18 protein-coding genes and 1 pseudogene are annotated in these 26,962 nt (G+C 71.4%); 10 read left to right on the top strand and 9 right to left on the bottom strand.

Features of this window, described 5'->3' with window-relative positions:
• Positions 1-11 precede the first annotated feature (11 nt).
• Both NLX86_RS10370 and NLX86_RS10365 read right to left on the bottom strand, forming a co-directional pair.
• The gene (locus NLX86_RS10370; RefSeq protein WP_254371330.1) at positions 12-263 is read right to left on the bottom strand and encodes a hypothetical protein; all 252 of its coding nucleotides are present in this window, start codon (positions 261-263) and stop codon (positions 12-14) included.
• The gene (locus NLX86_RS10365; protein WP_254371329.1) at positions 260-499 is read right to left on the bottom strand and encodes a hypothetical protein; all 240 of its coding nucleotides are present in this window, start codon (positions 497-499) and stop codon (positions 260-262) included. Before NLX86_RS10365 ends, NLX86_RS10370 begins: the two co-directional genes overlap by 4 nt.
• Positions 500-691: 192 nt before the next feature.
• Between NLX86_RS10365 and NLX86_RS10360 the strand changes: the two genes are divergently transcribed.
• The 7 genes from NLX86_RS10360 (at position 692) to NLX86_RS10330 (ending at position 12,011) form a co-directional block, all read left to right on the top strand.
• A complete protein-coding gene (locus NLX86_RS10360; protein WP_254371328.1) occupies positions 692-1,534 on the top strand; it encodes a helix-turn-helix transcriptional regulator in 843 nt (280 codons plus the stop codon).
• Entirely contained in the window at positions 1,516-1,725 is a 210-nt protein-coding gene (locus NLX86_RS10355; RefSeq protein WP_254371327.1) for a DUF397 domain-containing protein, read from the top strand. Before NLX86_RS10360 ends, NLX86_RS10355 begins: the two co-directional genes overlap by 19 nt.
• 304 nt (positions 1,726-2,029) lie before the next feature.
• Positions 2,030-3,592, top strand: coding sequence for a TIGR02677 family protein (locus tag NLX86_RS10350; RefSeq protein WP_254371326.1), 1,563 nt, complete (start codon positions 2,030-2,032; stop codon positions 3,590-3,592).
• Positions 3,589-4,824, top strand: coding sequence for a TIGR02678 family protein (locus NLX86_RS10345; RefSeq protein ID WP_254371325.1), 1,236 nt, complete (start codon positions 3,589-3,591; stop codon positions 4,822-4,824). The genes NLX86_RS10350 and NLX86_RS10345 overlap by 4 nt, the downstream gene beginning before the upstream one ends.
• Positions 4,821-9,047, top strand: coding sequence for a TIGR02680 family protein (locus NLX86_RS10340; protein ID WP_254371324.1), 4,227 nt, complete (start codon positions 4,821-4,823; stop codon positions 9,045-9,047). The genes NLX86_RS10345 and NLX86_RS10340 overlap by 4 nt, the downstream gene beginning before the upstream one ends.
• Positions 9,038-10,294 (top strand): TIGR02679 family protein, encoded by a 1,257-nt coding sequence (locus NLX86_RS10335; protein WP_254371323.1) that lies wholly within the window; start codon positions 9,038-9,040, stop codon positions 10,292-10,294. Before NLX86_RS10340 ends, NLX86_RS10335 begins: the two co-directional genes overlap by 10 nt.
• 118 nt (positions 10,295-10,412) lie before the next feature.
• Entirely contained in the window at positions 10,413-12,011 is a 1,599-nt protein-coding gene (locus NLX86_RS10330; protein WP_254371322.1) for a carboxylesterase/lipase family protein, read from the top strand.
• Positions 12,012-12,115: 104 nt separating this feature from the next.
• Here NLX86_RS10330 and NLX86_RS10325 read toward each other — a convergent pair whose 3' ends face one another.
• The 7 genes and pseudogenes from NLX86_RS10325 to NLX86_RS10295 form a co-directional block, all read right to left on the bottom strand.
• Positions 12,116-14,158 carry a SpoIIE family protein phosphatase gene (locus NLX86_RS10325; protein WP_254371321.1) on the bottom strand — a complete coding sequence of 681 codons (2,043 nt, stop codon included), beginning with the start codon at positions 14,156-14,158 and terminating at the stop codon, positions 12,116-12,118.
• 116 nt (positions 14,159-14,274) lie between these two features.
• The gene (locus NLX86_RS10320; RefSeq protein WP_254371320.1) at positions 14,275-14,925 is read right to left on the bottom strand and encodes a peptidase dimerization domain-containing protein; all 651 of its coding nucleotides are present in this window, start codon (positions 14,923-14,925) and stop codon (positions 14,275-14,277) included.
• A 154-nt stretch (positions 14,926-15,079) separates the two neighbouring features.
• Positions 15,080-15,325, bottom strand: a pseudogene (locus NLX86_RS35000) (M20/M25/M40 family metallo-hydrolase); the annotation flags it as partial.
• Between the two features lie 315 nt (positions 15,326-15,640).
• Entirely contained in the window at positions 15,641-16,924 is a 1,284-nt protein-coding gene (locus NLX86_RS10310; protein ID WP_254371318.1) for a Bcr/CflA family multidrug efflux MFS transporter, read from the bottom strand.
• A 119-nt stretch (positions 16,925-17,043) separates the two neighbouring features.
• Entirely contained in the window at positions 17,044-18,636 is a 1,593-nt protein-coding gene (locus NLX86_RS10305; RefSeq protein ID WP_254371317.1) for a carboxylesterase/lipase family protein, read from the bottom strand.
• Between the two features lie 322 nt (positions 18,637-18,958).
• The gene (surE, locus tag NLX86_RS10300) at positions 18,959-19,864 is read right to left on the bottom strand and encodes a 5'/3'-nucleotidase SurE (protein WP_254371316.1); all 906 of its coding nucleotides are present in this window, start codon (positions 19,862-19,864) and stop codon (positions 18,959-18,961) included.
• A gap of 111 nt (positions 19,865-19,975) precedes the next feature.
• Entirely contained in the window at positions 19,976-21,220 is a 1,245-nt protein-coding gene (locus NLX86_RS10295; protein WP_254371315.1) for an MFS transporter, read from the bottom strand.
• 786 nt (positions 21,221-22,006) lie between these two features.
• Here NLX86_RS10295 and NLX86_RS10290 point away from each other — a divergent pair.
• The 3 genes from NLX86_RS10290 (at position 22,007) to NLX86_RS10280 (ending at position 26,554) form a co-directional block, all read left to right on the top strand.
• A complete protein-coding gene (locus NLX86_RS10290; protein ID WP_254371314.1) occupies positions 22,007-22,723 on the top strand; it encodes a phosphatase PAP2 family protein in 717 nt (238 codons plus the stop codon).
• 183 nt (positions 22,724-22,906) lie between these two features.
• Positions 22,907-24,445 carry a carboxylesterase/lipase family protein gene (locus tag NLX86_RS10285; protein ID WP_254371313.1) on the top strand — a complete coding sequence of 513 codons (1,539 nt, stop codon included), beginning with the start codon at positions 22,907-22,909 and terminating at the stop codon, positions 24,443-24,445.
• 246 nt (positions 24,446-24,691) lie between these two features.
• Positions 24,692-26,554, top strand: a complete 1,863-nt coding sequence (locus tag NLX86_RS10280) for a glycoside hydrolase family 3 N-terminal domain-containing protein (protein WP_308409570.1) — start codon at positions 24,692-24,694, stop codon at positions 26,552-26,554.
• The last annotated feature ends 408 nt before the right edge of the window (positions 26,555-26,962 follow it).

Below are 26,962 nucleotides of genomic sequence, written 5' to 3'. Positions count from 1 at the left end.
GGGCGGCGGGCTCAGCCGCTCGGACGGGGCCTCCGGCTGCGGGAGTTCACCTCCGCGAGCCGGGCGCTCAGCACCTCGGGTGGGCTCACCGGCTCGATGTGATCCGGGTTCGCGTCCCACTCCCGGCCGCCGACGAGGGGGCGGAGCTGGATGTACGGGCCGAGGTGGTCGGTGATGATGCCGAGGCGGTTGCGGTGGGTGTCCCGGACGGTCTCGCCGATGGCGGGGGCGGGGGCGGGGGCGGGGCCGGGGGCGTCTGTCACCGGGAGGCGCCCTTCGCGATCACGGCCGCCAGTTCGTGTGCTACGGGCGCGGAGCACAGCCCGAGGTGCACGAGGGCGTAGCGGGCCTCGTCGGCCCAGGGGGTACGGACGTCCATGGCGGGCAACTGGATGCCGGCCCGGGTGAGGGCGGCGGCGAGGGCGTCGCGGGCGTCCATGGCCTCCTTGATCTTGCGCTGGGCGGCCTTGTCGGGGGTGGCGGGCGGCGGGGTGGTCATGGCGCGGGCTCCTTCGGCTGGCTGTTCTGCGGCTTCCCGGACCTGCAGACGCAGCTTGGATTACTGTGCGTAGCCCGGGCACTACGAGCATGGATCCGCAGGAGGCCGGCGACACCGTGGGTGGGCTGTGGTTCCCCGCCCCACGGCGTTAGTTCCACACCTTCCACGGACGTCACGGAGGGGAGCCGCGCGATGCCGCCACGGCGGGTGATCACGGGCCGGAGCCAGGAGCCCCGGCAGAGGTTCGCGGAGGAGCTGCGGTTACTGCGGACGGGGAGCGGGTCGAGCCTGCGGCAGCTCGGGGAGCGGCTGGGCTGGGACTGGTCGCTGTTCGGGAAGATGGAGAAGGGCGAGACCCTGGGCGGCCCGGAGGTCGTCCAGGCACTGGACCAGCATTACGGGACGCCGGGGCTGTTGCTCGCGCTGTGGGAGCTGGCGGCGGGGGACCACACGCAGTTCCGCGAGCGGTACCGGCGGTATATGGCGCTGGAAGCGGAGGCGGTGAGCCTGTGGCACTTCGCGGTAGGAGTGCCACCCGGGGTCCTTCAGACGCAGGGGTACGCGAGGGAGGTCCTGGCGGCCGGGCGGCTGAAGGGGGAGGAGATCGACAAGCAGGTCAAGGCTCGGTTGAGTCGGCGCGACCTGCTGGAAGGCGACGACGCGCCCCACTTTCGCTCGATCCTCTCCGAGACCGTTTTGCGTACGCCGCTGAGGGATGCGGCTGCCTGGCGTGAGCAGTTGGCGCATTTGGTCGAGATGTCTGAGCGTCCGAACGTGGCGCTTCAGGTGCTTCCGCACAGCGCGGGGCCGCACAGTCTGTCGCACACCGACGTGATGTTCCTGCGAGTGCCGGACGGCCGTACCGTGGCCTATGTGGAGAGCGCCAGCCGTGGCGAACTCATCGAGGCCGCCAGCCAGGTTGAGTGTCTGCAGCAAATGTACGATGCGGTGCGCGACTTGGCCCTGTCCCCGGACGAGTCGCGGAAGTGCATCCTGCGCGTGTTGGAGGAAGTGCCGTGCGATCCGTCGACCTGAGCGCCGCTACGTGGCGCAAGAGTAGCTACAGCAACTCGGATGGTGGCCAGTGCGTTGAGGTCTCGGACGACTTCGCCGCTGCCATCCCCGTGCGGGACAGCAAGAACCCGCACGGTCCGGTGCTCGTGTTCCCGGCGGCGGACTGGTCATCCTTCATTGCCGCCATCAAGGGCGGGCAGCTGCCCGTCTGAGCATCGGCGCCGACCGAACGGCCTCCGTGAATGCCTGGGTTCACGGAGGCCGTTGGCGTTGTCGGCGGTCCTACTTCTTGGTGGTGCGTCGTCCCCGGGTGGCCGCGGCCCAGTGCCAGGCGCGCAACGGGCCGGAGTCCGGGAGTTTCTCGCGGATGGACTCCAGGCCGTCCTCGACGGTTGGTCTCGATTCCAGCCGTCGGCGTGCGCGCCAGGTGCGTTACGGTGACTCATACCGGTGCGAATCAGCCAATACTTTCGTCCTTCTCCGGGGGGCGGGCCCGCTGCGAGAGAATGGCCGACGATGAGTGCCACCACCACCGCTCCGGACGCCCAGCTGGACGGGTTCAGCCCCTTTGCCCACCTCACCGTGCAGAACACCGCGCTCTACCGTCAGGTGATGCGGGTATTCGTCATCGCCAAGGAGCGGTTCGCCGTCCACCTGCGTCCCGAGGACGTGTACGCCGCGCTGCCGGCCGAGGCGGGACCGGCTGAGCTTGACGGTCTGGTCAAGGCGCTGGACAGCCTCGTCGGCTGGGGCAACCTGCGCGCCGACCCCGACACGGCCCGCGTCACCGCCGTCGAGGACTTCTACCGCAAGCGGTTCATCTACCAGCTCACCCGGGCCGGGGAAGCGGCCGAGGAAGCGCTGTCCGTCTACGACGAGGCGCTCGGGCGGCGCGGCGCCCTCCAGGCCGTCGCCCTGCACGACATCGTCAGCCAGCTGCGTGCCCTCCTCGTCCTGGCAGCCGAGGAACAGCCGGATCAGGCCAAGACGCACCTGGCTCTCGACGCGCTGGCCAGCAGGTTCGCCGCCCTCGCCGACAACGCTCGCGCCTTCATGGGGTCCCTGCAGCGGACAATCGACCTGCACGACGTCGAGGAAGAGGTCTTCCTCGCCTACAAGGACCGGCTCATCCAGTACCTGGAGCGGTTCATCCAGGACCTGATCACGCTCGGCGGACGCATTGCCCGGCTGATCCTGGAACTGGAGGAGGGCGGGAGTATCGAGCCACTGCTGCGCGCCGCCGCCGGCCGCGAGGCGGCCGACGCCTCGCCGGAGGAGGCCGAGCACGCCGAGCGGGAGGCGTACGAGCGCTGGGCCGGTCGCTGGGCCGGGCTGGCCGCGTGGTTCATCAGCCGGGACGGGCGCGAGTCGCAGGCCCGGCTGCTGCGCGGCCGGGCCCTCGGTGCGATCCCCCAGCTCCTGGCCGTCGTACGGTCGCTGAACGAGCGCCGGGCCGGACGCTCCGACCGGTCCGCGGACTTCCGTACGCTGGCCCGCTGGTTCGCCGAGGCCCCTGACGACGATGCCCGGCACCGCCTGTGGCGGACGGCCTTCGGGCTCTATCCCGCACGGCACCTCACCGTCGACGCCGACGCCCTCGCCACCCGCGCCGCCCTGCCGGTTCCGGCCGGCACCCCGTGGGCCGAGGCCGAGCCGCTGCGGATCAGCCCTCAACTGCGCCGCACCGGCAGCTACGAACGGCGCGGCAAGCCACGCAGGGTCGAAGACCGGCAGGAGCGGCGCGCCTGGCTCGCGGAGGTGGCCGCCAAGGAGAGCGCCGAGACCGCGGCGGCCCGCGCCCGGCTCGTCACGGACGGGATCACCCGGCTCTCCGGGCTCGGTGAGCTCGACCCGGCGGCCTTCGGGCTCTTCCTCCAGCTGCTCGGCGACGCCCTCGCCACCTGGCGGCCCGGCATGCGGCATACCGTGGCCACCAGCAACGACGGATCCATGGAGATCCGGCTCAGCGCACTCGCCGACGGCGGCACGGCGGAGATCCGCACGCCGTCCGGCACCTTCCGCGGGCCCGACCATCTCATCGAGATCATCGACCTGACGGACGGAGACGGCGACCGGTGAGCGCTCCACTCGCCGAGGTGCTTGAGGGGCAGCACGCCGCCGAGCTCCGCAAGGCCGCCCGCGCCCTGCTGAAGCAGCCCCTCCTGCTCGCGCGCGGCCGGAGCGCCGACGAGTTCCGCCTCGTCCGCCGGCACGCCTCCGAACTGCGTGAATGGTTCGACCGCAACACCGGCTGGCCCCTCCAGGTGGACGCCGAGGCCGCCCGCCTGCGCAAGATCCCCGGGGTCTTCACCGACCCCACCCACCCCGCGCGCGAGGCAACCCGCGCCGCCGCCCCCTTCACCCGCCGCCGCTACGTCCTGCTGTGCCTCGCCCTCGCCGCCCTCGAACGCGGGGAGGGCCAGACCGCCCTCGGCCGCCTCGCCGACCAGGTCGTCCTCGACGCCGCCGACCCCCAGATCGCCCAGGCAGGCATCCAGTTCACCCTGGACCGCCGTGACGAGCGCCTCGACCTCGCCGCCGTGGTCAAGCTCCTGCTGAGCCTCGGTGTGCTGCGGCGGGTCGCCGGCGACGAGGAGGCCTACGTCAGCGGGGCGGGGGACGTCCTGTACGACGTCGAACGGCGGGTCCTGGCCGGGCTGCTCGCCGTGCGCCGCGGCCCCTCCACCGTGCACGCCGAAGCCTTCGCCGACCGGCTGAGCGAACTCGTCGCCGAAACCGCCCTGGACAGCGACGAACTGCGCTTCCGCGCCATGCGGCGGGCACTGACCCGCAGGCTCCTGGACGACCCCGTCCTCTACTACGACGAGCTGAGCGACGCCGAACTCGGCTACCTCACCCGCCAACGCGGCTTCCTCACCGCCCGGATCACCGAACTGACCGGACTGGTCCCCGAAGTACGGGCCGAAGGCATCGCGATGGTCGACCCGGACGACGATCTCACCGACGTCCGAATGCCCGAACAGGGAACCCACGGCCACATCACGCTGCTTCTCGCCGAACACCTGGCCGCGGCGGGCGGCCCGGTCACCGTCGGCCGGCTGGCTCTGCGCGTCCGCGAACTCGCCGCCGAGCACGGCGGCTTCTGGGCCAAGTCCGCCCGGGAGCCGGGTATGGAAGCCGAACTCGTCGAACAGGCCGTAGCCCGGCTCGCCGCCCTCGGGCTGGTGTCCCGTACGGCCGACGAGGTGGCGCCGCGCCCCGCCCTCGCCCGCTACGCGGTCGGCGAGACCGTCGTACTCGAACCAGGCACCGCAACGGTGCCCGCGCAGCGAAAGGCCAGTCAGCCGTGACCCGCCTCCCCTCCCCGCCGCGATCCCGCTGGCAGCCCCTGCGCATCGGACTCGTCGACCTCTTCCACTACGACGTGGAGGAATTCCACTTCCGGGACGGGCGCCTGCTGCTCCGCGGCAACAACGGCACCGGCAAGTCCAAGGTGCTCGCCCTGACCCTGCCCTTCCTGCTCGACGGGGACCTCAGCTCCCGCCGCGTCGAACCCGACGGAGACCCGGGCAAGCGGATGGAGTGGAACCTGCTCCTCGGCGGCGAGCATCCGCACTCCGAGCGGCTCGGCTACACCTGGATCGAGTTCGGCAGGCTCGACGAGACCAGCGGCGAACGGCGTTTCCGCACCCTGGTCTGCGGACTCAAGGCCGTCGCGGGACGCGGCATCGCCCGCCACTGGTACGCGCTCACCAGCCAGCGCGTCGACCACGGCCCGCAAGCACCCGCCGAAGCCACCGAGGCATCCCTCAGCCTGCTCGACGCCACCGGCACAGCCCTCTCCCGGGACCGGCTCGCCGAGGCCGTCGCCGGGCACGGCATGGTGTACGACCAGGCCAGGACCTACCGCAGGGCCGTCGACGAGGCACTCTTCGGACTGGGCGAGCAGCGTTACGGAGCCCTGGTCGACCTCCTCATCCAACTGCGCCAGCCGCAGCTGTCCAAGCGCCCCAACGAGGCAGCCCTCTCCCGCGCCCTCACCGAGGCGCTGCCGCCCATGGACCAGGCCGTCGTCGCCGATGTGGCCGAGGCCTTCCGGTCCCTGGACGAGGAGAAGGAGGAGCTGGCAGCCGCCTCCGCCGCCGAGCGGGCCGCCTCCGCCTTCCTGGAGCACTACCGGCGCTACGCCCGTATCGCCACCCGTCGGCGCGCCCGCCTCCCGCGCGGGGAGCACTCCCGGTACGAGCACCTTCAGCGCGACCTCTCCGAGGCCCAGGCGCAGCGGACCCGCGCGGAGGAAGCGCGGGCGGCGGCCGAGGAGCGGATCGCCGCCCTGGAGGAGACCCAGGCGCGCCTGCGGGCCCAGGACGCCGCCCTGCGCGAGGGCCCCGAGATGCGCAGTGCCCGCGAACTGGAGCAGGCGGCGAAGGCGGTGGAGCAGACCGGCCAGGTGCTGGAGCGGGCCCGGGACGACCGGGACCAGGCCGCACGGCTGCACACCCGCGCACTGGGGCGGCTCGGGGCCGCGGAGAACCGGCTGCGCGCGGCCGGACAGCTGGCCGAGGACACCTTCCGGCGGGCGAGGGAGGCGGCCTCCGCCGCACGCATCGCCCTGCCCAGCGATCTGCCCAGCGATCTGCCCAGCGATCTGCCCAGCGATCTGCCCGGCGACCTGCCCGGCGAAGACCGGCTGCCCGAACCGGAACTGCGGCGTACCACCCAGGAGTCCATGGACCGCGGACAGCGCGCACTCGCCCACGCGGAGGGCCTCTGCGACTCGGCCGAGCGCGCGGCCGAGGGGCGGCGCCGGGCATCCGTCCGCCTCGACGAGGCTGACACCGACCTCGATCAGGCCACCGCGTCGCAGGGTCAGGCGGAGGAAGCCACGGCCCGCGCCGGCCGGGCCCTGCTGGACGACGTACGGGAACGCGCCCGCGCCTGGATCGAGCTGGCCTATCCCGACCCGGCCGGCCTGCTCGACGAACTCCAGGAGTGGACGCGGCACCTCGACGGGCCCTACCCGGCCCGCGCGCACGCCGCACGGGCCCACAGCGCCGCCTCCGCGCACCTGGCCGACCAGGCGGCCGAAGCCGCACGCCGGCAGGCGGAGCTGGAGGCGCGCACCGGCCGGATCCGGCAGGAGCTCACCGCGCTGGAGGCCGGCGGACGCCGCGGCCCCCAGGCCCCGCCCACGCGCACGCCCGGCCTGCGTGAGCGGCTTCCCGGCGCACCGCTGTGGCGACTGGTGGACTTCCGCGAGGACCTCCCGGAGCAGGAGCGCGCGGGACTGGAGGCGGCGCTGGAGGCGTCCGGGCTGCTGGACGCCTGGGTGCTTCCCGACGGCTCCGCCCTCGCCGCGAACGGGCACGACGTCCTCCTCTCACCGGCCACCGGGCCCGTCACCGGGGCCTCGCTGCGCGATCTCCTGCGCCCGGCCGTGGACCACGGCGACGCGCAGGCCGCGGCGGTGGACGAGGGAACGGTCGTACGGCTGCTCGCGGCCATCGGCAGCGGAGGGGAAAGCGGAGCCGGCACCTGGGCGGCACCCGACGGACGCTTCCGGGTCGGCACGCTCACGGGCCGCTGGGCCAAGCCGGCCGCCGAGTACATCGGTGAGGGCGCCCGGGAGGCGGCACGGCGGGCGGGTATCGCCGCCCTGCGGGCCGAACTCGACCTGCTCCAACAGGAATCGGACGCCGTCGCGGCGCAGGCCGAGGCCGTGGCAGGGCGCCGCCGCAGCCTCGACGCCGAACTGGCCGAGGTACCCGACGAGAGCCTCCTCACACGGGCGCACGCCCACGTGACCGCCGCCGCCGAGACCGTACGCAGGGCCCGCCTGCGGCGCGAGGAGCGGGCCGCGGACCTCAGCGAAGCGGCCGAGCGCGCCGAGCGGGCGGCCGCCGAACTCGCCGCGACCACCGCCGATCTGGGCCTGCCCGCCGACCCGGCCGCCCTTGCCGCCGTACGCCGGGCCCACGGCTCCCTCGCCGTGGTCCTGGCGGCCCTCTGGCCGGCCCTGCGCGAACGTGGCGAGGCGACCCGCCAGGCGGAGGAGGAACGCGCCGAGGCCGCACAGGCGGGGGAGCGGGCCGCCGAACTCGCGCTCCGCGCCGAGGAGGCCGGTCGCGAGGCGGCGGCCGCGGACGAGCGGCACACGACGCTGCGCTCCACCGTCGGCGCGGCCGTCGCCGAACTTCAGCGGCGGCTCACCGAGGCCGCCGAAGCCCTGCGCGCATGCGAGGCCGAGCATCGTCTCACCCGGCAGCGCCATGCCGAGGCCGACCGGGAAGTGGCCCGGGCCGAGGGCCGGATCGAGCAGCTGGACAAGGGCCTTGACGAGGCCGCCGAGGCGCGCGCGGAAGCCATCGCGGGGCTCCAGCGGTTCACCGCCACCGGCCTGATCACCGTCGCCCTGCCCGATCTCGCGGTGCCCGCCGCGGACGAAGGGCCCTGGGCGGCCACGCCCGCGATCGCGCTGGCCCGCGCCATCGAATCCGGGCTGACGGCTGCCGACGACTCGGACGGCGCCTGGGAACGCGTACAGCGTCGGCTGAGCGAGGAACTCAAGACGCTGCAGGACACCCTGTCCCGGCACGGGCACACCGCCTCCGCCCGCATGGTGGAGGACGGCATGGTCGTCGACATCGTCTACCAGGGCCGCGAACGCGCCGTGCCCGAACTCGCCGAGGCCCTCACCGCCGAGGTCGGCGAGCTCACCCGCATCCTGTCCGCCCATGAACGGGAGATCCTGGAAACCCACCTGATCACCGAGGTCGCCGGCACCCTCCAGGAACTCATCGGGGCCGCCGAACGGCAGGTGCGGGACATGAACGCCGAACTGGAGGACCGCCCCACCTCCACCGGCATGAAACTGCGGCTGGTCTGGCGGGCCTCCCGCAAGGCCCCTTCCGGCCTCGCTCCGGCGCGTGAGCGGCTGCGCCAGTCCGCCGACGCCTGGACCCCGGAGGACCGGGCGGCGGTGGGCGAGTTCCTGCAGGCGCAGATCGCCCGGCAGCAGAGCGACGACACCTCCGGCAGCTGGCTCGAACACCTCACGGCCGCGCTCGACTACCGCTCCTGGCACGAATTCGGGGTCGAACGGCACCAGCACGGCCGCTGGGTCCCGGCCACCGGCCCGGCCTCGGGCGGCGAACGGGTCCTCGCCGTGTCCGTGCCGTTGTTCGCCGCGGCTTCCTCGCACTACGCGAGCGCGGGCAGCCCGTACGCGCCGCGCCTGATCACCCTCGACGAGGCGTTCGCGGGCGTGGACGACGACTCGCGTGCCAAGTGCCTGGGCCTGCTGCACGCCTTCGACCTCGACGTGGTGATGACCAGCGAACGCGAGTGGGCCTGCTACCCGCAGGTGCCCGGCATCGCCATCGCCCAGTTGTCCCGGATCGACGAGGTGGCGGCGGTACTCGTCACCCGCTGGGAATGGGACGGCACGCGGCGGCTGCGCCGCGAGGACCCGGTGCGGGCAGCAGACTTGGATACGGATACGGATACCGCTGCGGCTGCGGCTGCGGTTGTGGTTGTGGAGGCGGCGACGGGACCGGGGCACCTGTGGACCTGACATCCGCCACCGCCACCGCCACCGTCGACGAGGGCCGACTGCGCCGCCTGCTGGGCGATCCCGGCCTCGCCTGGCTCGTCGACCGGGCACGCCGGCGTCTGGAGCGCGAGCAGCCCCTCACCGGCCCGGTCTCCCTCAGCGCACCCACGCCGGCCCAGCGGGCTTCCGCCGAGCGGCTGCTGGGCCGCTCTCCCCGCAGCGGGCGCTCCCTGACCGTCCGGCTCGACGAGGTGGACGCCGTCCTGCGCCGCTCCGGGATCAGCCCCGACGGCCTGGCCGCCGCCGTGCCCGTGCTCACCGGGCCGGTGCTCCCGCTCGGCCCCGCCCGCCAGGCCGAGGACCGGGCCTGGCAGGAGGCACATGCCCCGATCGACGCCCTCGCGGACGAGATCCCGGCCCTCGCCGCCTGGGCCGCCCGGCTCCGCGGCGACGGCCTGATACGGCGCCTCGCCGGCTCCCCGCCCACGGCCCACGCCCTCCTCGGCCAGGTCGCCACCGCCCTCCGCGCCCTCCCCGCAGACCCGCCCGCTTCGCTTCCCGCCTTCGCGGCCCGCGTCCTCGGCAGCGCCCACGCCCTGGACGACGGCACCCCGTCGGCCACCGTCACTCTGTCCGGCATCCGCGCACTGACCGGCTTCCCCGACGGCACGGGCGCGGAATGGCGCCGGGAGGCGTGGGCCTCGGCGGGCCTGCTCCGCGACGAGCTGTCCTCGACCGTCCTCACCCTGAACCTGCGAGGTACTCCCGCCCTGGACTCGATGGCCGAGGCCGGCGAGCCGGCCGTTCTGACCCTGCGGCAGCTCATCCGCCGCCCGCCTGCCCCATCCGCCCCGACCGTCCGGATCTGCGAGAACCCGGCGGTACTCGCCGCGGCCGCGGATGCGCACGGCACGCGCTCCGCGCCGTTGGTGTGCCTCCAGGGCCAGCCGTCCGCGGCCGCCCTCACCCTCCTGCGCCACCTGCACGAGGGCGGAACCACGCTCCACTACCACGGGGACTTCGACTGGGGCGGGCTGCGCATCGCCTCCGCACTGCTGCGCCGCATCCCCTGGCTGCCCTGGCGCTACACGGCCGCCGACTACCGCGCAGCGGTGCTCACGCCCCCTGCCGGCCCGCCCCTCACCGGCCTGCGGGCCGAGGCCCCCTGGGACCCGGATCTGCCCGAGGCGCTCGCGGAACTGGGCGTCCGTGTCGAGGAGGAGACGGTCCTCGATGTCCTGCTGTCCGACCTTTCCCCCGGGCATTAGCGAGTCGAGCCTGCGGTGGCGGATATCGCATGTAGCACTTAAGTGACGATCGAAAGAGATTCGATATATTCTCTCCTCGGCGCGCTCGCCCGCAGTCGCCATGCATGGAGGCACAACCATGAAACCAGTCGTCATGACCACTGCCGGGTCGGTCGAAGGGACCGTGCTCGACGGCCTGCGCGTCTTCAAGGGGATTCCGTACGCGGCCCCGCCGGACGGCCTGCTGCGCTTCGAGGCGCCGGCACCGCCGAGGAGTTGGGACGGAGTCCGCCCCGCCCGCCGGTTCAGTGCTGCGCCGCCGCAGCTGCCGTTGGTCCCCGGGATGCCTGCCCTGTGGAGGCCGGAGGACGGGATGGACTGCCTGAGTGTGAACGTGTGGACGCCAGGGGCGGAGGGTGAGCGGCTGCCCGTCATGGTGTGGATCTATGGCGGAGGCTGGAAGTCCGGATACTCCGGTGACCCCACGTACGACGGTTCGGTGCTGGCCCGTGACGGTGTCGTCATGGTGACCTTCAACTACCGTGTCGGTTTCGAGGGCTTCGGGTACGTTCCGGGCGCCCCCGCCAACCGCGGCTTCCTCGACCAGGCCGCGGCACTGCGCTGGGTGCGGGAGAACATCGACGCGTTCGGCGGCGACCCGGACAACGTGACGATCTTCGGCGAGTCCGGGGGTGGAGCATCGGTCGCGGCGCTGATGACGGCACCGGCCTCGCGGGGGCTGTTCCGCCGCGCCATCGTGCAGAGCATGGCCGGACGCTTTCTCCCGGAGGAGGAGGCCAAGCGCATCTCGCGCATGATCTCGGACGCCGTGGGGGTGGAACCGGAGAAGTTGACCACGGTGGCGCCCGAAGCCCTGCTGGCCGTGCAGGATGTCGCCCTGCCGTCCATGGAGGCGGATCCCACCGCCTGGACCACTCCGGAGGCGATCACCGCATTCTCGCCCGTCATCGACGGCGTCACGGTGGTGGACAACCCATGGCTCGCCGTGCGCTCGGGGGCAGCGCGCGACGTCGAGTTGATCTGCGGGTACACCCGGGACGAGTTCACGATGTTCTCGATGCAACGAGGGATGATCAGGCCGCGGCTGTCGGACCTCGCCAGGATGCTTCCCATGGCCATGGGTATGCTCCGCGACCGCCTCCGCAGCAGGGGCCGAGGGCCGGCACGCGCCGCCACCCCCGCACCGGAACGCGGCCGCCGCGGTCGGGCCGAGTTGGGCCTTGATGCTGTCGCCGGGCACCTGCGCCTGGGCGCTTCGGCGGCGGACGACTACCGGGCGGCCCATCCAGGGATGACCGACCAGCAGCTGTACACGGTGATGTATTCGGACGCGTTGTTCCGGATACCGGCGACGTGGCTGGCCGAAGCCCATGCCGCTGCGGGTGGCCGTAGCCACCTCTACGAGTTCGCCTGGACGAGCCCGGTGTGGGGAAGCACCCTGGGGGCCGTCCACACCCTGGACATCCCGGTGACCTTCGGGCACGCGGACGGCCCCCTCTCGGCCTTCCTGATCGGCAGATCTGTGCCTGACGACTTCACCCGCCTGTCGCGACGGCTTCGCGACTCATGGATATCCTTCGCGACCACGGGCGACCCGGGATGGCCGCAGTTCACCACCGAGCGGCCACTGGTGCGGATTTGGGACACCGAGCCATCCGTGGCGGAGGACCCGCTCGGCGCGTCCCGCGGGATCTGGCGATCCCGCTCGGGGCTGTAGTCCACAGGCGGCACTGCGCGAGGATCCGGCCTACGACCGGTAGCGCCGAGGGTGGTGACCTCGAAGGCATCGTCTCACCGGAAGCCGCGGACGCCGAGGCGATCTCAGCCTGGGGCACCCAGGGGCTGCTCGGTCCAGATGGTCTTGCCCGAGCGGGCGTAGCGGCTGCCCCACCGGGTCGCCAGCTGGGCGACGAGGAAGAGTCCACGGCCTCCCTCGTCCGTCGAACGGGCCCGGCGCAGCCGTGGCTGGGTATTACTGGGGTCGGAAACCTCGCACACCAGCACCTCGCTGCGGATGAGCCGGAGCCTGACCGGTCCGCCCGCGTAGCGGATTGCGTTGGTGACGAGTTCGCTCACGACGAGCTCGGTCGTGAAGGCCAGCTCGTCCAGTTCCCACTCGGCCAACTGGCGGCATGCCAGTCTTCGTGCCTGCGCCACGAGCGACAGGTCGGCCGCGAACTCCCACTCGGCGACAGACTCGGGCGGCACACATTTGGTACGGGCCAGCAGCAGGGCGACGTCGTCGGCGCGTGAGGCGGGGAGGAGCCCCTCACGAACCTCACGGTTGACCTCGTCCAACGGACGGTCCGTGGTGGCGCAGTCGGCGAGCCGCTCTCTCAGCCTGGCCATGCCCTCCTCGATGTCCTCGTCCCGACGCCCCACCAGACCGTCGGTGTAGAACGCGAGCAGGCTGCCTTCGGGCAGCTCGATCTCCACCGGCTCGAACGGCATCCCGCCGATACCGAGCGGCGGGCCGGGCGCAAGGTCGACGAACAGCGGTGCCTCGCCCGGCCGTACCACGGCGGGCGGTAGGTGGCCGGCACTCGCGATGGTGCACCGCCGGGTCACGGGGTCGTAGACCGCGTACAGGCACGTCGCGCCGAGCACCGCCAGCTCCGCCGCGGGGTCCTGCGGGTCGTGCTCCGTGGAGAACATGAGCATCAGGTCGTCCAAGTGCGCCAGCAGCTCCTCCGGGTCGAGGTCGAGGTCGGCCAGCGCCTGCACTGCCGTACGCAGCCGCGCCATCGCGGCCGTGGCGCCCAGTCCGTGCCCGACAACATCCCCGACCACGAAAGCCACCCGCAGAGACGACAGGGGGATGGCATCGAACCAGTCACCGCCGACTCCAATCCCGGCGCCCGCAGGCAGGTAGGCTCCGGCCGTCTCGGCGCCGGGGGTACGGGAGACGGAGCCGGGCAGCAGACTGCGCTGCAGGGCAACGGCCGATCGGTGCTCCCTGGTGTACCGGCGTGCGTTGTCCACGCTCAACGCCGCGCGTGAGACGACCTCGGTCAGGAGAGCGGCGTCATCGTCGTCGAAGGCGGTGGTCAGCCGAGTCCGCCACAGTGTGGCCGTGCCGAGCACCAGGCCGCGTGCGTACAGACTAATGGCTACGGTCGAACGCGCTCCCTCGGGGATCAGCACCCGCGCCTGCTCCTCGTCCAGACCGAGCGCGGTGCGCAGAGCATCCATGTCCGGCACGGTCACCGGCTCTCCGTGCATCAGCCGCCGCGTTATGGCGCTGTCGGGGATGGGCGGAATCGCCTCGCCCACCCGCACCACGGCGCCGAGCCCTGCCCCGCCGTTCGGGGCGGCAGCCACCCGGCGCAGGCGGATGTCGCCTCCATGGGCGAGCTGTGGCGGCTCGTCCCCGACGAGTACCTCCTCGACGAGGTCCACCGTGACCAGGTCGGCGAAGTCGGGGACCAGCACCTCGGCCAGCGTCTCGGCCGTCCTGACCACGTCCAGTGAGGCACCGATACGCACGGCGGCGCCGCGAGAGAGGCTGAGCTGCCTGCGCGCCCGTTCCAGCTCCCCTGCCGGCTCGGCGGAGGCGAGGACTACCAGCCAGCGGGCGACCTGCGGCGACGGGTCCGACGCTACGAGCGGCAGAACGACGTAGGGCACCTCCTGCCAGCGTCCCGACACGTCGTCGGTCCACAGCCCATGAGTCGTGCGACCGTCCGATGCCGGGAGCAGGCCACCGATGGAGAGTGACAGGACCCCCTCCGGCGGGCATCCCAGCGCCTGGAGGGCGTCCGGGGTGTACTGGAGCACGCTGCCCCTGCCGTCCACGACGAGGGCGGCACTGTAGTCGGTGGGCAGCGGGTGCTCCCCGGGACGGCCACTGGCAGGTGCGTGCATGTCACCTCGATGTCCTAGCCCGACCGGGTCGTACCCCATTGTCGCGCCACGGTGATCGGCCTGCGACTGCGCGAGAGCCGGGTGCCCGGAGGGAGTCGCGACGTCCACGACGAGGGTCAGGTGGAGAGGCGGACGACGGCGTCCAGCAGGCACTGCCCGCCGAACAGCACGTCGCTGATGCGGGCGCGTTCGTCCACTCCGTGGATGAGCCGCATGATGTCCTCGTCACTTGACGAGGGGAAGAACCCGATCACTTTGGTGTCGGGGAAGGCGCGTGCGTCCGTGGAGGCCGAGTTGATGTAGGGAAGCACTCGCGCACCCGGTTCCTGGGCCGCGACGGTCTCGTCCAGGACCTCGATGATCCGCGGATCGTCGTGCACGAGGCTGCTTACCCTGCCGCTCAGCAGACTCACTTCGACGCTCTCCCCGAGGGCCTTCTGGATCTGCTGGCTCCACTGCTCGGGCCGCTCGCCGGGGAGCAGCCGTCCGTCGAGCACCACGGTCGCCTCGGTCGGCACCACGTTCAGCCGCCGTCCCGCGGACAGGAGTGTCGGAGTGGCAGTGTTGTGCAGTCCGGCGACGACGAAATCGCGGAGGACGGGATCGATGGGCAGGCTGTTCGCGCGCTCCCACGTCGGCGCCTGAAGGAGATGGCGGATCGCCTCGGCGGTCGCGCCCGAATACAGCTCCGCCAGGGTCGTCAGCATTCTGCGCGAGGTCGGCTGCAGCACCGACTCGGGGGCGAACGCGCGCAGTCGGAGTAGCATGACCGCCCCGGCCGGTCGCGGTGATCCGCATGCGGGCGCTGCCCTTCTCCGCCACCTGGACGGTGTAGACGGGGCCGCCAGGTGTCACGAAACGCTGGCCGCCGCCTTCGTTGAACGCCACCTCGGCCTCGACGAGGCTGCGATGGTTCTCCCACAGCCAGTACGCCCCCAGTCGGCTTCCGGCCTCTTCGTCTGCGGTGACCACCAGCAGCACATCACGGCGCAGCGGAATGCGGTGCCCGGCCAGGAGCTGCATCACCAGCAGGCTCGCGGCGACCTGGCTCTTCATGTCGAGCGCCCCCCGGCCCCACACACAGCCGTCCGCCACCTCACCGGAGAAGGGCGGACGACTCCACTGCTCAGGCTGGGCGCCGACGACATCGGCATGGCCCAGCAGCATCAGCGGCGGCTCGTGTCCCGACCCGGGCAGCCGGGCGACCAGATTCGCCCTCCCGGGCTCGGACTCCAGCACGGTGTGCCAGATGCCGGAGCGGGAGAGTTCCCGGGAGAGATAGCGCGCGACGGCGATCTCGTTTCCCGGCGGGTTCGAGGTGTCCAGGCGGACCAGCGCCGAGAGATGACCGACCAGGTGCTGCTGCTGGTCGGCCCAACTGAAGGGCAGGGGCATCGGCTCGGGTGAAGCTGGCATGAGGATGCTTCCGTGGATACGTGGCCAGGGATGGAGATCTACGCATCGATCAGGTCGGGCAGCCCGTCAGCTGCCCGCAATCCTGTACTGCCAGGGTCGGCACAGGGCCAGGAAGCAGGCGGTGGAGCCGAGGGCGCAGAGCAGTTGTACGACGGCCATCGGGACGGCGGTGTCCTCGCCGGCGATGCCGACGAGCGGGGAGGCGACGGCGCCGATGAGGAAGGCCGTGGTGCCGATGAGCGCGGAGGCGGTGCCGGCCGCGTGCGGGGTGCGCATCAGGGCCTGTGTGTTGGTGTTGGGCAGCGCCAGGCCCATCGCGGACATCAACACGAAGAGGCCGGCGGCGACCGGCACCAGGCCGACCTCGCCGAAGACGCCGGAGGCCATCAGCAGCAGGGCGGCCGAGGCGAGGGTGATGACCGCAAGGCCGGCGCCGAGTACCTTGTCGAGGCTGACCCGGCCGACCAGCAGTTTGCCGTTGATCTGGCCGACGGCGATCAGGCCGATGGAGTTGAGCCCGAAGAGCAGGCTGAAGGTCTGCGGGGACGCGCCGTAGATCTCCTGCATCACGAAGGGCGAGGCGGAGATGTAGGCGAAGAGCGCGGCGAAGGCGAGGCCGCCGGCCAGCGTGTAGCCGGTGAAGACACGGTCGGCGAGCAGCGAGCGCATGGTGCGCAGGGCCTGGCCGACGCCGCCGCTGTGCCGTCTGTCCTGTGGCAGGGTCTCGTGCAGCCGTTTCGCCACGACGAGGGTGAGCACGACACCGATGGCGGTCAGGACGTAGAAGACGCCTCGCCAGTCGGTGATACGCAGGACCTGGCCGCCGACGAGGGGGGCGATGATCGGGGCGGCGCCGGAGATGAGCATCAGGGTGGAGAAGAACCGGGCCATCTCGACGCCGTCGTAGAGATCCCGGACCACCGCGCGGGCGATCACGATGCCGGCGGCACCGGCCAGTCCCTGGAGCAGCCGGAAGCCGATCAGCATCTCGGCGGTGGGTGCGAACGCGCAGATGGCGGTGGCGATGACGTACACGACCATGCCGGTGAGCAGCGGGCGGCGGCGGCCCCACCGGTCGCTCATGGGTCCGACGACGAGCTGGCCGAGCGCCATGCCGGCGAGGCAGGCGGTCAGGGTGAGCTGGACGGTCGCGGCGGGGCTGTTCAGCGAGCTGGTGACCTCCGGCAGCGCCGGCAGGTACATGTCCGTGGAGAGCGGCGCCAGCGCGGTGATCCCGCCGAGGACCAGCGTGACGAGAAAGCCGGTCCGGCGCGCCCCGGTGCGGCGCGCCCCGGTGGGCGCCGGACGGACCCGCGGCTCGGTCGCCAGAGGGCGCGAAGGGGCGGTCATGCGCGGAGCCTCCATGGATACCTGTGATGGGTGGGGAGCGGGCAGCGCGCTGAGGCGAAGCGCTCAGCGCGCTCGGAGCGGTGGGGTCCGGGGAAGGGCGTTACCCCGGACCTCTCGCATCAGGACGGGGCGTTGTGCCCGAGTGGTGCCCACCGCCCCGTGGCCGTTCCCGGGTGACCGGTAGCCAGGGCCGCCCAGAATCCGCACTGGTGGTCGGACGCGAAAGCGGTGGACCTCTTGTCGGCTTGGGTGTTGAGGGTGAGGGCCGTGCCCCTGGGGCCGAACAGCGGCCACCGGGTCTGCCCGACGACGTTGGGGCTGCCGGACCGTGCGAAAGCGGCCCAGTAGCGCTTCATACGGTTGCCGAGTTGGGCCTGGACCTCTGTCAGGGGCCGGTCGCTCATCGTGAAGTCGAAGAGGTAGGCGAGTTCGGCGGTGTGGCCGTTGGTCATGTCCACTCCTGGGACCTGCGCTCCGTACAGGGTCGGCGAGTTGGGATCGTCGAACTCGTAGAGATAGGTGGGGACTTGGGTGGTGAAGGCCTGGGCCGTCCAGTAGTTGTGGCAGGCGAAGGTGGAGTCGGTGAGGACCGCTGACATCGCGAGGTACGGGGAGGGGTAGCCGGTGAGCGGGTAGCGGGCCAGCACCTGTGACGCGGCCGGTCCGTGGTTCGCGGTGATCTGCTCCGTGTACTCCTTCGCGGTCAGGTACGGCTGGCTCAGTGCGACGAAGAATCTGCTCTCGGCGCGGGTGCTCCCGATCATGACGGGCACCTTGTTCCAGTCGCCGGCGGCGATGGCTTCCGAGGGCTGCACGGGCAGCAGACGGTCGCCGAACGCGGGCCCGGAAGCCGGCTGCGTGCGGGCGGCGGCGATCAGGTCTGCTCCCGACGCGGTTCGCAGACAGGCGGCGCTGGTCGCCGGGTCGGGGCAGCCGGCCGTGGCGGCGAAGGCCTGACCTGTGGTCTCGGCCTGGGTACGGCTGGGAGTGCGGATCAGGGTGCACGCTCCGCTCTGCAGGACGGCACGGCTGAACAGCCCGGAGGCCTGCGGCGAGGTGAGCATCGCGCAGACGGAGCCGCTGCCCGCGGACTGCCCGGAGATCGTGATGTTGCCCGGGTTGCCGCCGAACGCCGCGATGTTCTCCCGGGTCCACTTCAGGGCCGCGATCTGGTCCATGAGACCCCACGAGCCGGAACCGAGAGTGTTCTCGCGTGTGAGCGCCGGCAGCGCCAGGTATCCGAGCTGGCCGAGCCGGTAGTTGATGCTGACCACGACGGTGTTGGTGAGTTCGGCCATGGCCCGGCCGCCGAACTGGGTGCCCGTGCCGATGTTGTACGCGCCGCCGTGCATCCAGAAGACCACGGGCAGGCGCGCTCCGGGCCGGGCGCCCCGCGGGCGGTATACGTCGAGGTAGAGGCAGTCCTCGCTGACTGCCTGCGGATCACGCAGGCCGAACGGGAAGAACTGCAGGCACGCCTTCGCCTGGTGCGTCGCGTCGCGTACCCCGCTCCATCGTCGGGGCTCCTGCGGCGGCCGGAACCGCAAGCCCGCCACAGGGGGCGCCGCATAGGGGATGCCCAGGAACTCCTCTGCCTGGCCCTGTGTCTGGCCACGCAGGCTGCCATCGCCGGTCCTGACCTCGGGGTTCGCCGACGATCTGTCCGACGGCGACGCCGCCGCGGCCGGCAGTACCGGCACAAGCAGCGCCACCAGAGCAAGAACCGAGGCGAGAACCGTGGATGGTCTCGCAAGGTGAAGCCTTCTCATTGATCCTCCTGGAATCGGTCGGGTCACCGGCGGGCATGCCGGGCCCGTCGTCCGGGCTGGGGCGCGGGGCGGGCGACGGGGGCCGATTCGGTGGCGCTCGGCGGCCGCGACGCGCAGGCCGAAGTGACCGGGGGCGGAGTGCACCGTGCACCCCGCCCCCGGTCATCCGGTTCTCGTCACTCCGGGCCCTGGCCGTGCGCCCGGAAGTGGCGTGTGTGCCGTCCCGTCGTCACGGCCAGGACGGGATACCTGTGAACGGACCGAACTACGGGCGCAGTCCGGCGAGGAGGGCCCTGGTCTTCGCGAAGTCGGCAGGTCCCGTGTTCCAGTTGGCCGCCATGGGGCTGATGGCGATCCTGTCGGCGCTCACGGCCTCCACGTCCCCGCCCTTGGCAGCGGGCTGCGGGGCGAACTTCACGCCCACCTTCCAGGTGCCGTCGCCGGAGTCCGTGAAGTCCGGCACGAGCGGCGCCTGCGGGTCCTGGAACGTGGTGGACGTGCCGTCGGCGGTTCCCTTGCCGTCCGCGCCGATGACCGGGTGGTTGATGTTCAGGCCGACACCCTCGGGCAGCAGCTGTCCGGACTTCGACCGGGCCTGCAGGCGGTCGATGAGCTTGACCACGAAGTCGGCGGTGGGGCGCATGGCGTTGACGGTGGCCACCGGATCGGGAGCGGCGAAGCCGCCCGTACTCACCGCGATGGCGGGGACACCGGACTCGAGGGCGGCGATGGCGCCGCCGACTGTTCCCGAGTGGTTCGCCAGACCGGCGACGTTCGGCCCGAAGTTGGTGCCGGAGACCACCAGGTCGGGGGCCTGCCCTTCGAACACCTCGGACAGGCCGAACATCACCGAGTCGCCGGGTGTGCCGTCCACGGCCCACACCTTCGGCTCGGGATGCTTGACCGCGATGGTGGTGCCGCTGAGCATCTTCGTCCCGGTGCCGCTCTGGTTGGTCAGCGGGGCGACGATGGTGACGTCGTGTCCGGCGGCGGTCAGGTGCTCGAACACCTTACGGATGCCAGGGGCGTTGTAGCCGTCGTCATTGGTGAGGAGAATCCGCAGCGGGCCGGCCGGCGTCGTCTGCGGAGATGCAGCCGCCGGCACCGTCCCGGCAAGGGCGGGCGCAGACAGCAGCAGGGCGGCCAGGGGCAGAACTCGCTTACGTCTCACTATGAGCTCCTTGGAGGGTGAGGAGTGGAACCGGCGGGCGTACGACCCTCGGCGATACGCCCGCCGGAGCTCTGGCCAGGCCGTGTCCGCGCGGGACAGGCATGGGGTGGGTCAGCGGACGCCGCGGATCGGGACGATCGCCAGCGCACCCAGCAGGGACAGGGCGCCGCCGATCAGGAACAGCGAGGCGTACCCGCCCAGGGTGGTCACGATCGCGGAGGCGACGAACGGCGCGATGATCTGCGGCCCGGCGTTGGCGATGTTGAGTACGCCCATGTCGCGGGCGGCATCCTCGGCCTTGGGCAGAACCAGCGTGACCACCGCGGTGTCCACCGCCATGAAACAGCCGAACGCCAGCCCGTTGAGCGCGCTGAAGACGAGCATCCCGGTCCAGGTGGGGCTGACGACGGGGATCACCGTGACCAGCCCGGTAACCGCGGCCGAGACGCCGACGAACACCTTGCGGCGGTTCCACCGGTCGGACAGCATGCCGCCGGCCACCGTGGAGACGGCCATGGCGACCATCGAGACCGGGGTGAGAATCGCCATCGCCGCGGCCGGTTCCAGACCGGCGGGCAGCGCGATGTGGTCGTCCAGGATGTACAGCTGGTAACCGATGACGGAGAAGTAACCGAGAATCATCAGGGCGCGGCCGATGAACGCCCACCGGAAGTCATGATGGGCCAGGGCCGACATGAACGCGGCGAGCTTCTCGCGCCGGGGCACGGCCGGTGCGGGCGCCCGTTTGGGGAGATCCCGGCAGAAGGTGGCCAGCAGGACTGCCGCACCGGCGACTATGGCTCCGAGGATGAGGTAGCCGGTGCGCAGGTGGTCGGCGGTCTGCGAGCCGATCAATACGCCGGCCGTGCCGCCGATCGGCAGCGCCAGCCCGACCAGCGCGGACGCGGTTCCGCGGCGGGCCGCGGGGATCCGGTCGGGTACCACAGCGGTGACCGCGGCCTGGTAGACGTTCATCGTCGCCTGCACCAGGCACCAGCCGATGCCGACCAGCAGCGCGGTGTGTACGTTGCCGAGGAACGCCAGTGCGGCCAGCGAGGCCAGGGCGCCGCCCAGGATCCAGGGGTTGCGTCTGCCGGTCCGGTCCGACAGGGCGCCTGCGATCGGGTTGAACGCGGTCGCGAAGACCGCGCTCACCCCGCCCACCACGCCCAGAATGGCGACCTTGTTCGCGGGATCGATCGACGCGATCTGGGTGGGTAGCAGGACCGAGCCGACGCCCATGTAGACAGCCAGCATTGAGGAGTTGGCAACGAGCAGCAGCAGCATGAGTCCGCGCTGCCGAGGTGCGCTGGGCGCTGGGTGTGCGGGTGGCTGGATCAGTTCATCGGTGGTCACGACGACCGCCGGAGTCTGCGGGGCGCTCGCGCCGCGTGACGGTTGATGACGAGGTACATGTCGACTCCTCGGGGACGGAGCGGGGGGAGGGGGATGGAAAGCGGCCGCGTGATCGTGCCCTTACGGCGCGACAGCCCTGCCGACGTCAGCGGAGTAGTTACACGTGTTACTTGGCGCTGGGCCTTGTTTTAGCACGCGGATGAGCCACTTGCTAGGTCCTGTATGGGAATCGTGACGATCGAGAGGGTGGGCCGGGCTTTGTGAACCGTGTAACTCGGATTGTTCTCGCGTGGTCCTCGTCGACCTGAGCTGCGCTCCAGGGGTCACTGCGCGGCCCGGCGGACCGAGTTGGCGGAAAACTATCTAGACAGTATGGCGAGCGTCACTCAAGCGCGATATTCTCATGTGAGTCGAGCTGCGCCCGGTGGGGCCGCACCGAACGCGACACGCTCGATCAGTACCGCCGCAGCGCCGGCCGGCAACAGAGGGCGCTCCCCTCGTATCGCGACCGAGTAGCGCGCGCCGCCCCCACGAAGGGCGGTGCGGCACGGCGCGCTGTGGCGGCGCCGATCTCTCTCTGCGATCCCCACCCGCGGACGTTCCCGGCCGCGGTGCCTCTCACCGGGGCCTGCCCCGAGGAGCCCCGCCGGAGGAGGGCCGCTGCTGCAAGCGGACCCGCGCGCGACCCGCCGCGCGCAAACGCTGATGCGTCGGCCCGTATTCCTGACTCCTTCAACCCGCTCTCCGTGCCGGGCCGGCCGGGGAGCCGACCGTGAAAGGCCGGCTGTGCTCAACGCGACCTCCCCCCGCCATCCGCCGCCACCATCGGCGCCGCCTCGACACGCCGTTCCCGCAGCTCCGCCGCGCGGCGCACTCCTGGCCGGAGCCCTGCTCCTGCTGACCGCCGTGGTGCTGGGCCTGATCCTCCGCGGTGACGGACCGCCGTTCTTCCAGGGCTTCGACGACCGCTGGATGGAGGGAATGAACGGGTCGCGCCAGGACGCGGCGACGGACCTGGCCATCGTGTTCGACCGGCTGGGAGGGCCTCTGGGGCAGATCATCACTCTCGCCTTCGCGGGGTGCCTGTGCGTCTACGGGCGCTGGAGGTCCGCGGTCTTCGTGTTCACCTCTGCTGCCGTCACGAACATGCTCGTGGTCCTGCCTTTGAAGTCGTTGGCCGACCGTCCGCGCCCGTCGGACCCGTGGGTCCTGGTGAACGACGGCTCGTTCCCGTCAGGGCAGGTTTCCAGCGCGGCGACTCTCGTAGTCGTGGTCGCGGTGGTGGTGTTCCCTCCCCGTGCGCGACTCTGGTGGTGGCTGTTCGGCATCGTGTTCGTCGCCGCGATGATGTGGAGCCGCACATGGCTGCATGCCCAGTGGCCCAGCGACACGGTGGCGGGGGCCCTGGCCGGGGCCGGAACCGGCCTGCTGCTGTGGCGGGCCTTTGCTCCCCTGCTGGACCGGGAGGCGGTGCGGGCCGCGGCGGGCCGACTCTGGGACTAGCGAAGTCGGCAGTCGAGTGCGACATAGCTCGAACAATTGACGGTCGTCGAAATTTCAACATAATCTCGCTGTGGGCGGCGCCAGCTGCCACGCGACGGCCATGAGGCGGACGCGGCCACGCGCTCCAGGAGGTGTGGCAACGCCCCCGTCGGCCGATCGTCGGTGACCGAGGGAGGAATTCTCATGGGCATTGCCAACGGCCAGGTCCCACCCGTCGTGGACCTGCGTTCCGGCCGACTCCAGGGCTGTGTCGAGGGCGGTGTCGCCGTATTCAAGGGTGTGCCCTACGCCGCGGCGCCCGTCGGCGCCCTGAGGTGGCGCCCGGCACAGCCCCATCCGGGCTGGAGCGGGACGCGAGACGCCACCGTCGACGGCCCGAGCGCACCACAGATGTTCATGGAAGGCGGCGACCCCGTGCTCGGCGGGCATGGCTCTCCGCCCTTCGACGACGACTGCCTGACGCTCAACGTGTGGACGCCGTCCGCCGATGATGCCGGCCGGCCGGTGATGGTCTGGATCCACGGCGGAGGCTTCGTCTCCGGATCCGGCTCGCTGCCGAACTACTCCGGCGAGACCTTCGCCCGCAACGGCGACCTTGTGGTGGTCAGCATCAACTACCGCATCGGGCCGCTGGGTTACCTGTACTTCGGCTCCGAGAGCGATGGGGAGGCGCAGGCCGGAAACTTCTGGCTCACCGACCAGCTCGCCGCACTGCGGTGGGTCCGTGACAACATCGCGCGCTTCGGTGGGGACCCGGACTGCATCACCGTCGCCGGCCAGTCCGGCGGCGCGATATCCACCGCGGCGCTGGCAGGCCACCCCGAGGCCCAGGGCCTCTTCCAGCGAGCCGTCCTGCAGAGCCCGCCCTTCGGCCTGCACATCCCGGCCCCCGCCGAGTGCCTGCAGCGCACCGCTGCCTTCCTGGAGATGGCCGGCGCCAAGGACATCGAGGAACTGCGCCGCCTGCCCTGGCCCAAGCTGATCGAGGCGACCGTAGGCATGTTCGGGCAAACGATGCGATGGGGCTACTGGCCCACACCGTTCCTGCCCGTACGCGACGAAGTGACACTGCACCGCCACCCCGCCGAGACACTCCTCCACGGCGCCGGAACCGACATCGACGTGCTGATCGGCTGGACGCGGGAGGAAGCGAACTTCGGCTTCGCGCTGGACGAGGGTTACGCCGCTGCGACCAAGGACCAAGTGATCAACAGGATCGCGGACACCTTCAAGGACGATGCGGCCGAGGTGTATGCCGCCTACGAGGCGGCCCGTCCCGGCGCCCGCCCCGCTGACGTACTCATGGACCTGATCTCCGACGAGCTGTTCCGTGTACCCAGCGTGGAACTGGCCGAAGCCAGGGCGGAACTCGGCCGCCCGGTGTGGGTGTACCAGTTCGACTTCCCGACCCCGGCGTACGACGGCAGGCTCGCCGCCGCGCACTGCCTGGAACTGCCGTTTGTCTTCCACAACTTCGACAAGTGGTCGCATGCGCCCTTCCTGGAAGGAATCGAGCCCGCCGCCCGCGACGGCCTCGCGCAGTCCATGCACCAGGCGTGGATCTCGTTCATCCGGACCGGAAACCCCAACCACCCGGACCTGCCGGTCTGGGACCGGTACGACGTCCAGTCCCGCACCACGATGGTCTTCGACTCCGTCACGGCTGCCGCCAGTGACCCCGCCGGAGGCTCGCGGGAATTGCACCTGCGCGCGTCCCGGTAGGGCCGCAGGGCCATTCCGCCACAGAGTCCGGGGCTTACCCGTCGTGCGTTACACGTGTAACAATCGAGGCGGCCGTTGCTTGGGGACAGCGGCCACGCCGGTCCCGGGCCTCCGACGCCCGGGACCGGCCGTTGGAGGCCCTCGCACGCGGGCGGAATGACGGCGCAACCAACCGGCCAACCGTCCGATGGATTCCCCGAGCCCTGTCGGGGCCGTTGCCCGACCTACGGAATGGAACGAACACCCATGTCACAGACCCCGGCGGCCCGGCCGCGCACACTCACCGCCCCGGACGGCACGACGTTCCGCGACCTGAACGGCAACGGCGTCATGGAGCCCTACGAGAACCCCCGCCTGCCGGTTGCCGAGCGTGTCGCCGATCTTCTGCAGCGCATGACGCCGGAAGAGAAGGCGGGCCTGCTCTTCCAGACCATGATCGGCATCAACGCCGACGGAACCCTGGCGGAGCCGGATCCCGCGGATTCGGACGACGACCCGATGCGTGCCTCCACCTCTGCCATGGTCACCGGCAAGCTCATGAACCACTTCAACTTGTTCGGCACCGCAGCCCCGCGCCGCATAGCCGAGTGGAACAACCGCCTCCAGGACCTGGCCGCCGCGACCCGCCTGGGCATTCCGGTGACCATCTCCACCGACCCCCGCCACGGCTTCCTGGACAACGTCGCCGCGAGTCTGCGCACCGAAGGATTCTCGATGTGGCCCGAGCCCCCCGGCCTGGCCGCCATCGGCGACGAGGAACTTGTGCGGGAGTACGCCGACATCGTGCGCCGCGAGTACCTCTCGGTCGGTATCCGCCTGGCCCTTCACCCCACGGCCGACCTGGCCACCGAACTCCGCTGGGCGCGCGTCGTGGGCACCTTCGGATCCGATGCCGAGGTCGCCGCGCGCATGGTCGGTGCCTACATCCGAGGCCTTCAGGGGGAGGTCCTCGGCACCACCAGTGTCTCCGCGATGACCAAGCACTTCCCCGGTGCCGGTCCGCAGCTGGGCGGCGAGGACGCCCACTTCGCCTACGGCCGCGAACAGGTCTACCCCGGCGACAACTTCGACTACCACCTGATCCCCTTCGAAGCCGCCTTCGAGGCCGGGACCTCGCAGATCATGCCGTACTACGGTATGCCGGTCGGCACGCAGCACGAGGAGATCGGCTTCGGCTTCAACAAGGGCATCATCACCGGCCTGCTGCGCGGAAAGTACGGCTTCGACGGCATCGTCTGCACCGACTGGGGCCTGGTGACCGACACGGAGATCTTCGGAGCGCCCTTCCCCGCCCGCGCGTGGGGCGCCGAGCAGCTGGACCGGCTCACCCGGGTGGAACGCATCATCGACGCCGGAGCCGACCAGCTCGGTGGCGAGGCGGCCCCGGAACTCATCGTGGAACTCGTACGCACCGGCAGAGTGACTCAGGAGCGACTCGACACGTCGGTGGCACGTCTGCTGCGGGAGAAGTTCACCCTCGGTCTCTTCGACGACCCGTACGTGGACCCCGACAACGCCGCCGCTGTCTGCGGCAGCAGCGAGTTCACCGCGGCCGGACTCGCCGCACAGAGCCGCTCGATCACGGTTCTCACGGACCGTCCGCACGATGCGACGGCACCTGTGCTGCCCCTGGCACCCGGGCTCCGGCTCTACACGCAGGGCATCGCCCCCGCCGTCGCCGCGCAGTACGCAACCGTGGTGGCCACCCCCGAGGAGGCGGATGTGGCGGTGCTGCGCATCGTCACCCCCCACGACAAGCGGACCACGGGCATCGAGCCCTTCTTCCGTGCGGGCCGCCTCGACTTCACCGAGGACGAACTGCGTCCGATCCTCGAGGTTGCCGCCGCCGTCCCCACCGTCGTCGACATCTTCCTGGACCGTGCGGCGGTCATACCGGAGATCGCTGAGCAGGCGGCAGCACTCGTGGCCAACTTCGGTGCCTCGGACACCGCGTTGCTGAACGTGCTCTTCGGCCGGGTGAAGGCAGAAGGCCGGCTGCCCTTCGAACTGCCGCGTTCGATGGAGAGCCTCGCCGCCGGCCACGAGGACGTGCCCAACGACTCCGTGGACCCCGTCTTCCCCTACGGCCACGGCCTGCGGGTGGGCTGAACCAGGTTCCCGCGACAGTTGCTTCCCTTACGACCTGGGAGTAATAGAGCGCGGATCAGCGAGCGGCGTCTGGTGCGTGCGATCGCAAGGCGCCGGAGCGTCCCGATAGCTGAGCTATCGGGACGCTCCGGAAACGCGGCGAGCCTGCGTGCCAGGCGTCGGGAGCCCGCGGGCTATTGCCCCCAGGTCGTTACCGTCCCGGGACGGCCCACACCGTTCCTCCGGACTGAGCAGGAGTGAGTCCGCTCAGCCGCACGCCCCGAACGGTCTTGGGCGCACTGGCGTACTCAACCCCGGGGCGGCGACACGCATCCTGTGCGTGGTCCGGGTCCGGGAGGTCGGTTCCCTGCGCGATCCGGCCAAATGGGTACGGCCAGATGCGACGGGGAGGCCCTGAACCATCACTCC

It is taken from the genome of Streptomyces sp. A3M-1-3, assembly GCF_024213665.1.
Lineage (GTDB): Bacteria > Actinomycetota > Actinomycetes > Streptomycetales > Streptomycetaceae > Streptomyces.
The sequence above is the reverse complement of the archived record's forward strand: the minus strand, read 5'-3'. Positions and strand labels throughout refer to the sequence as shown.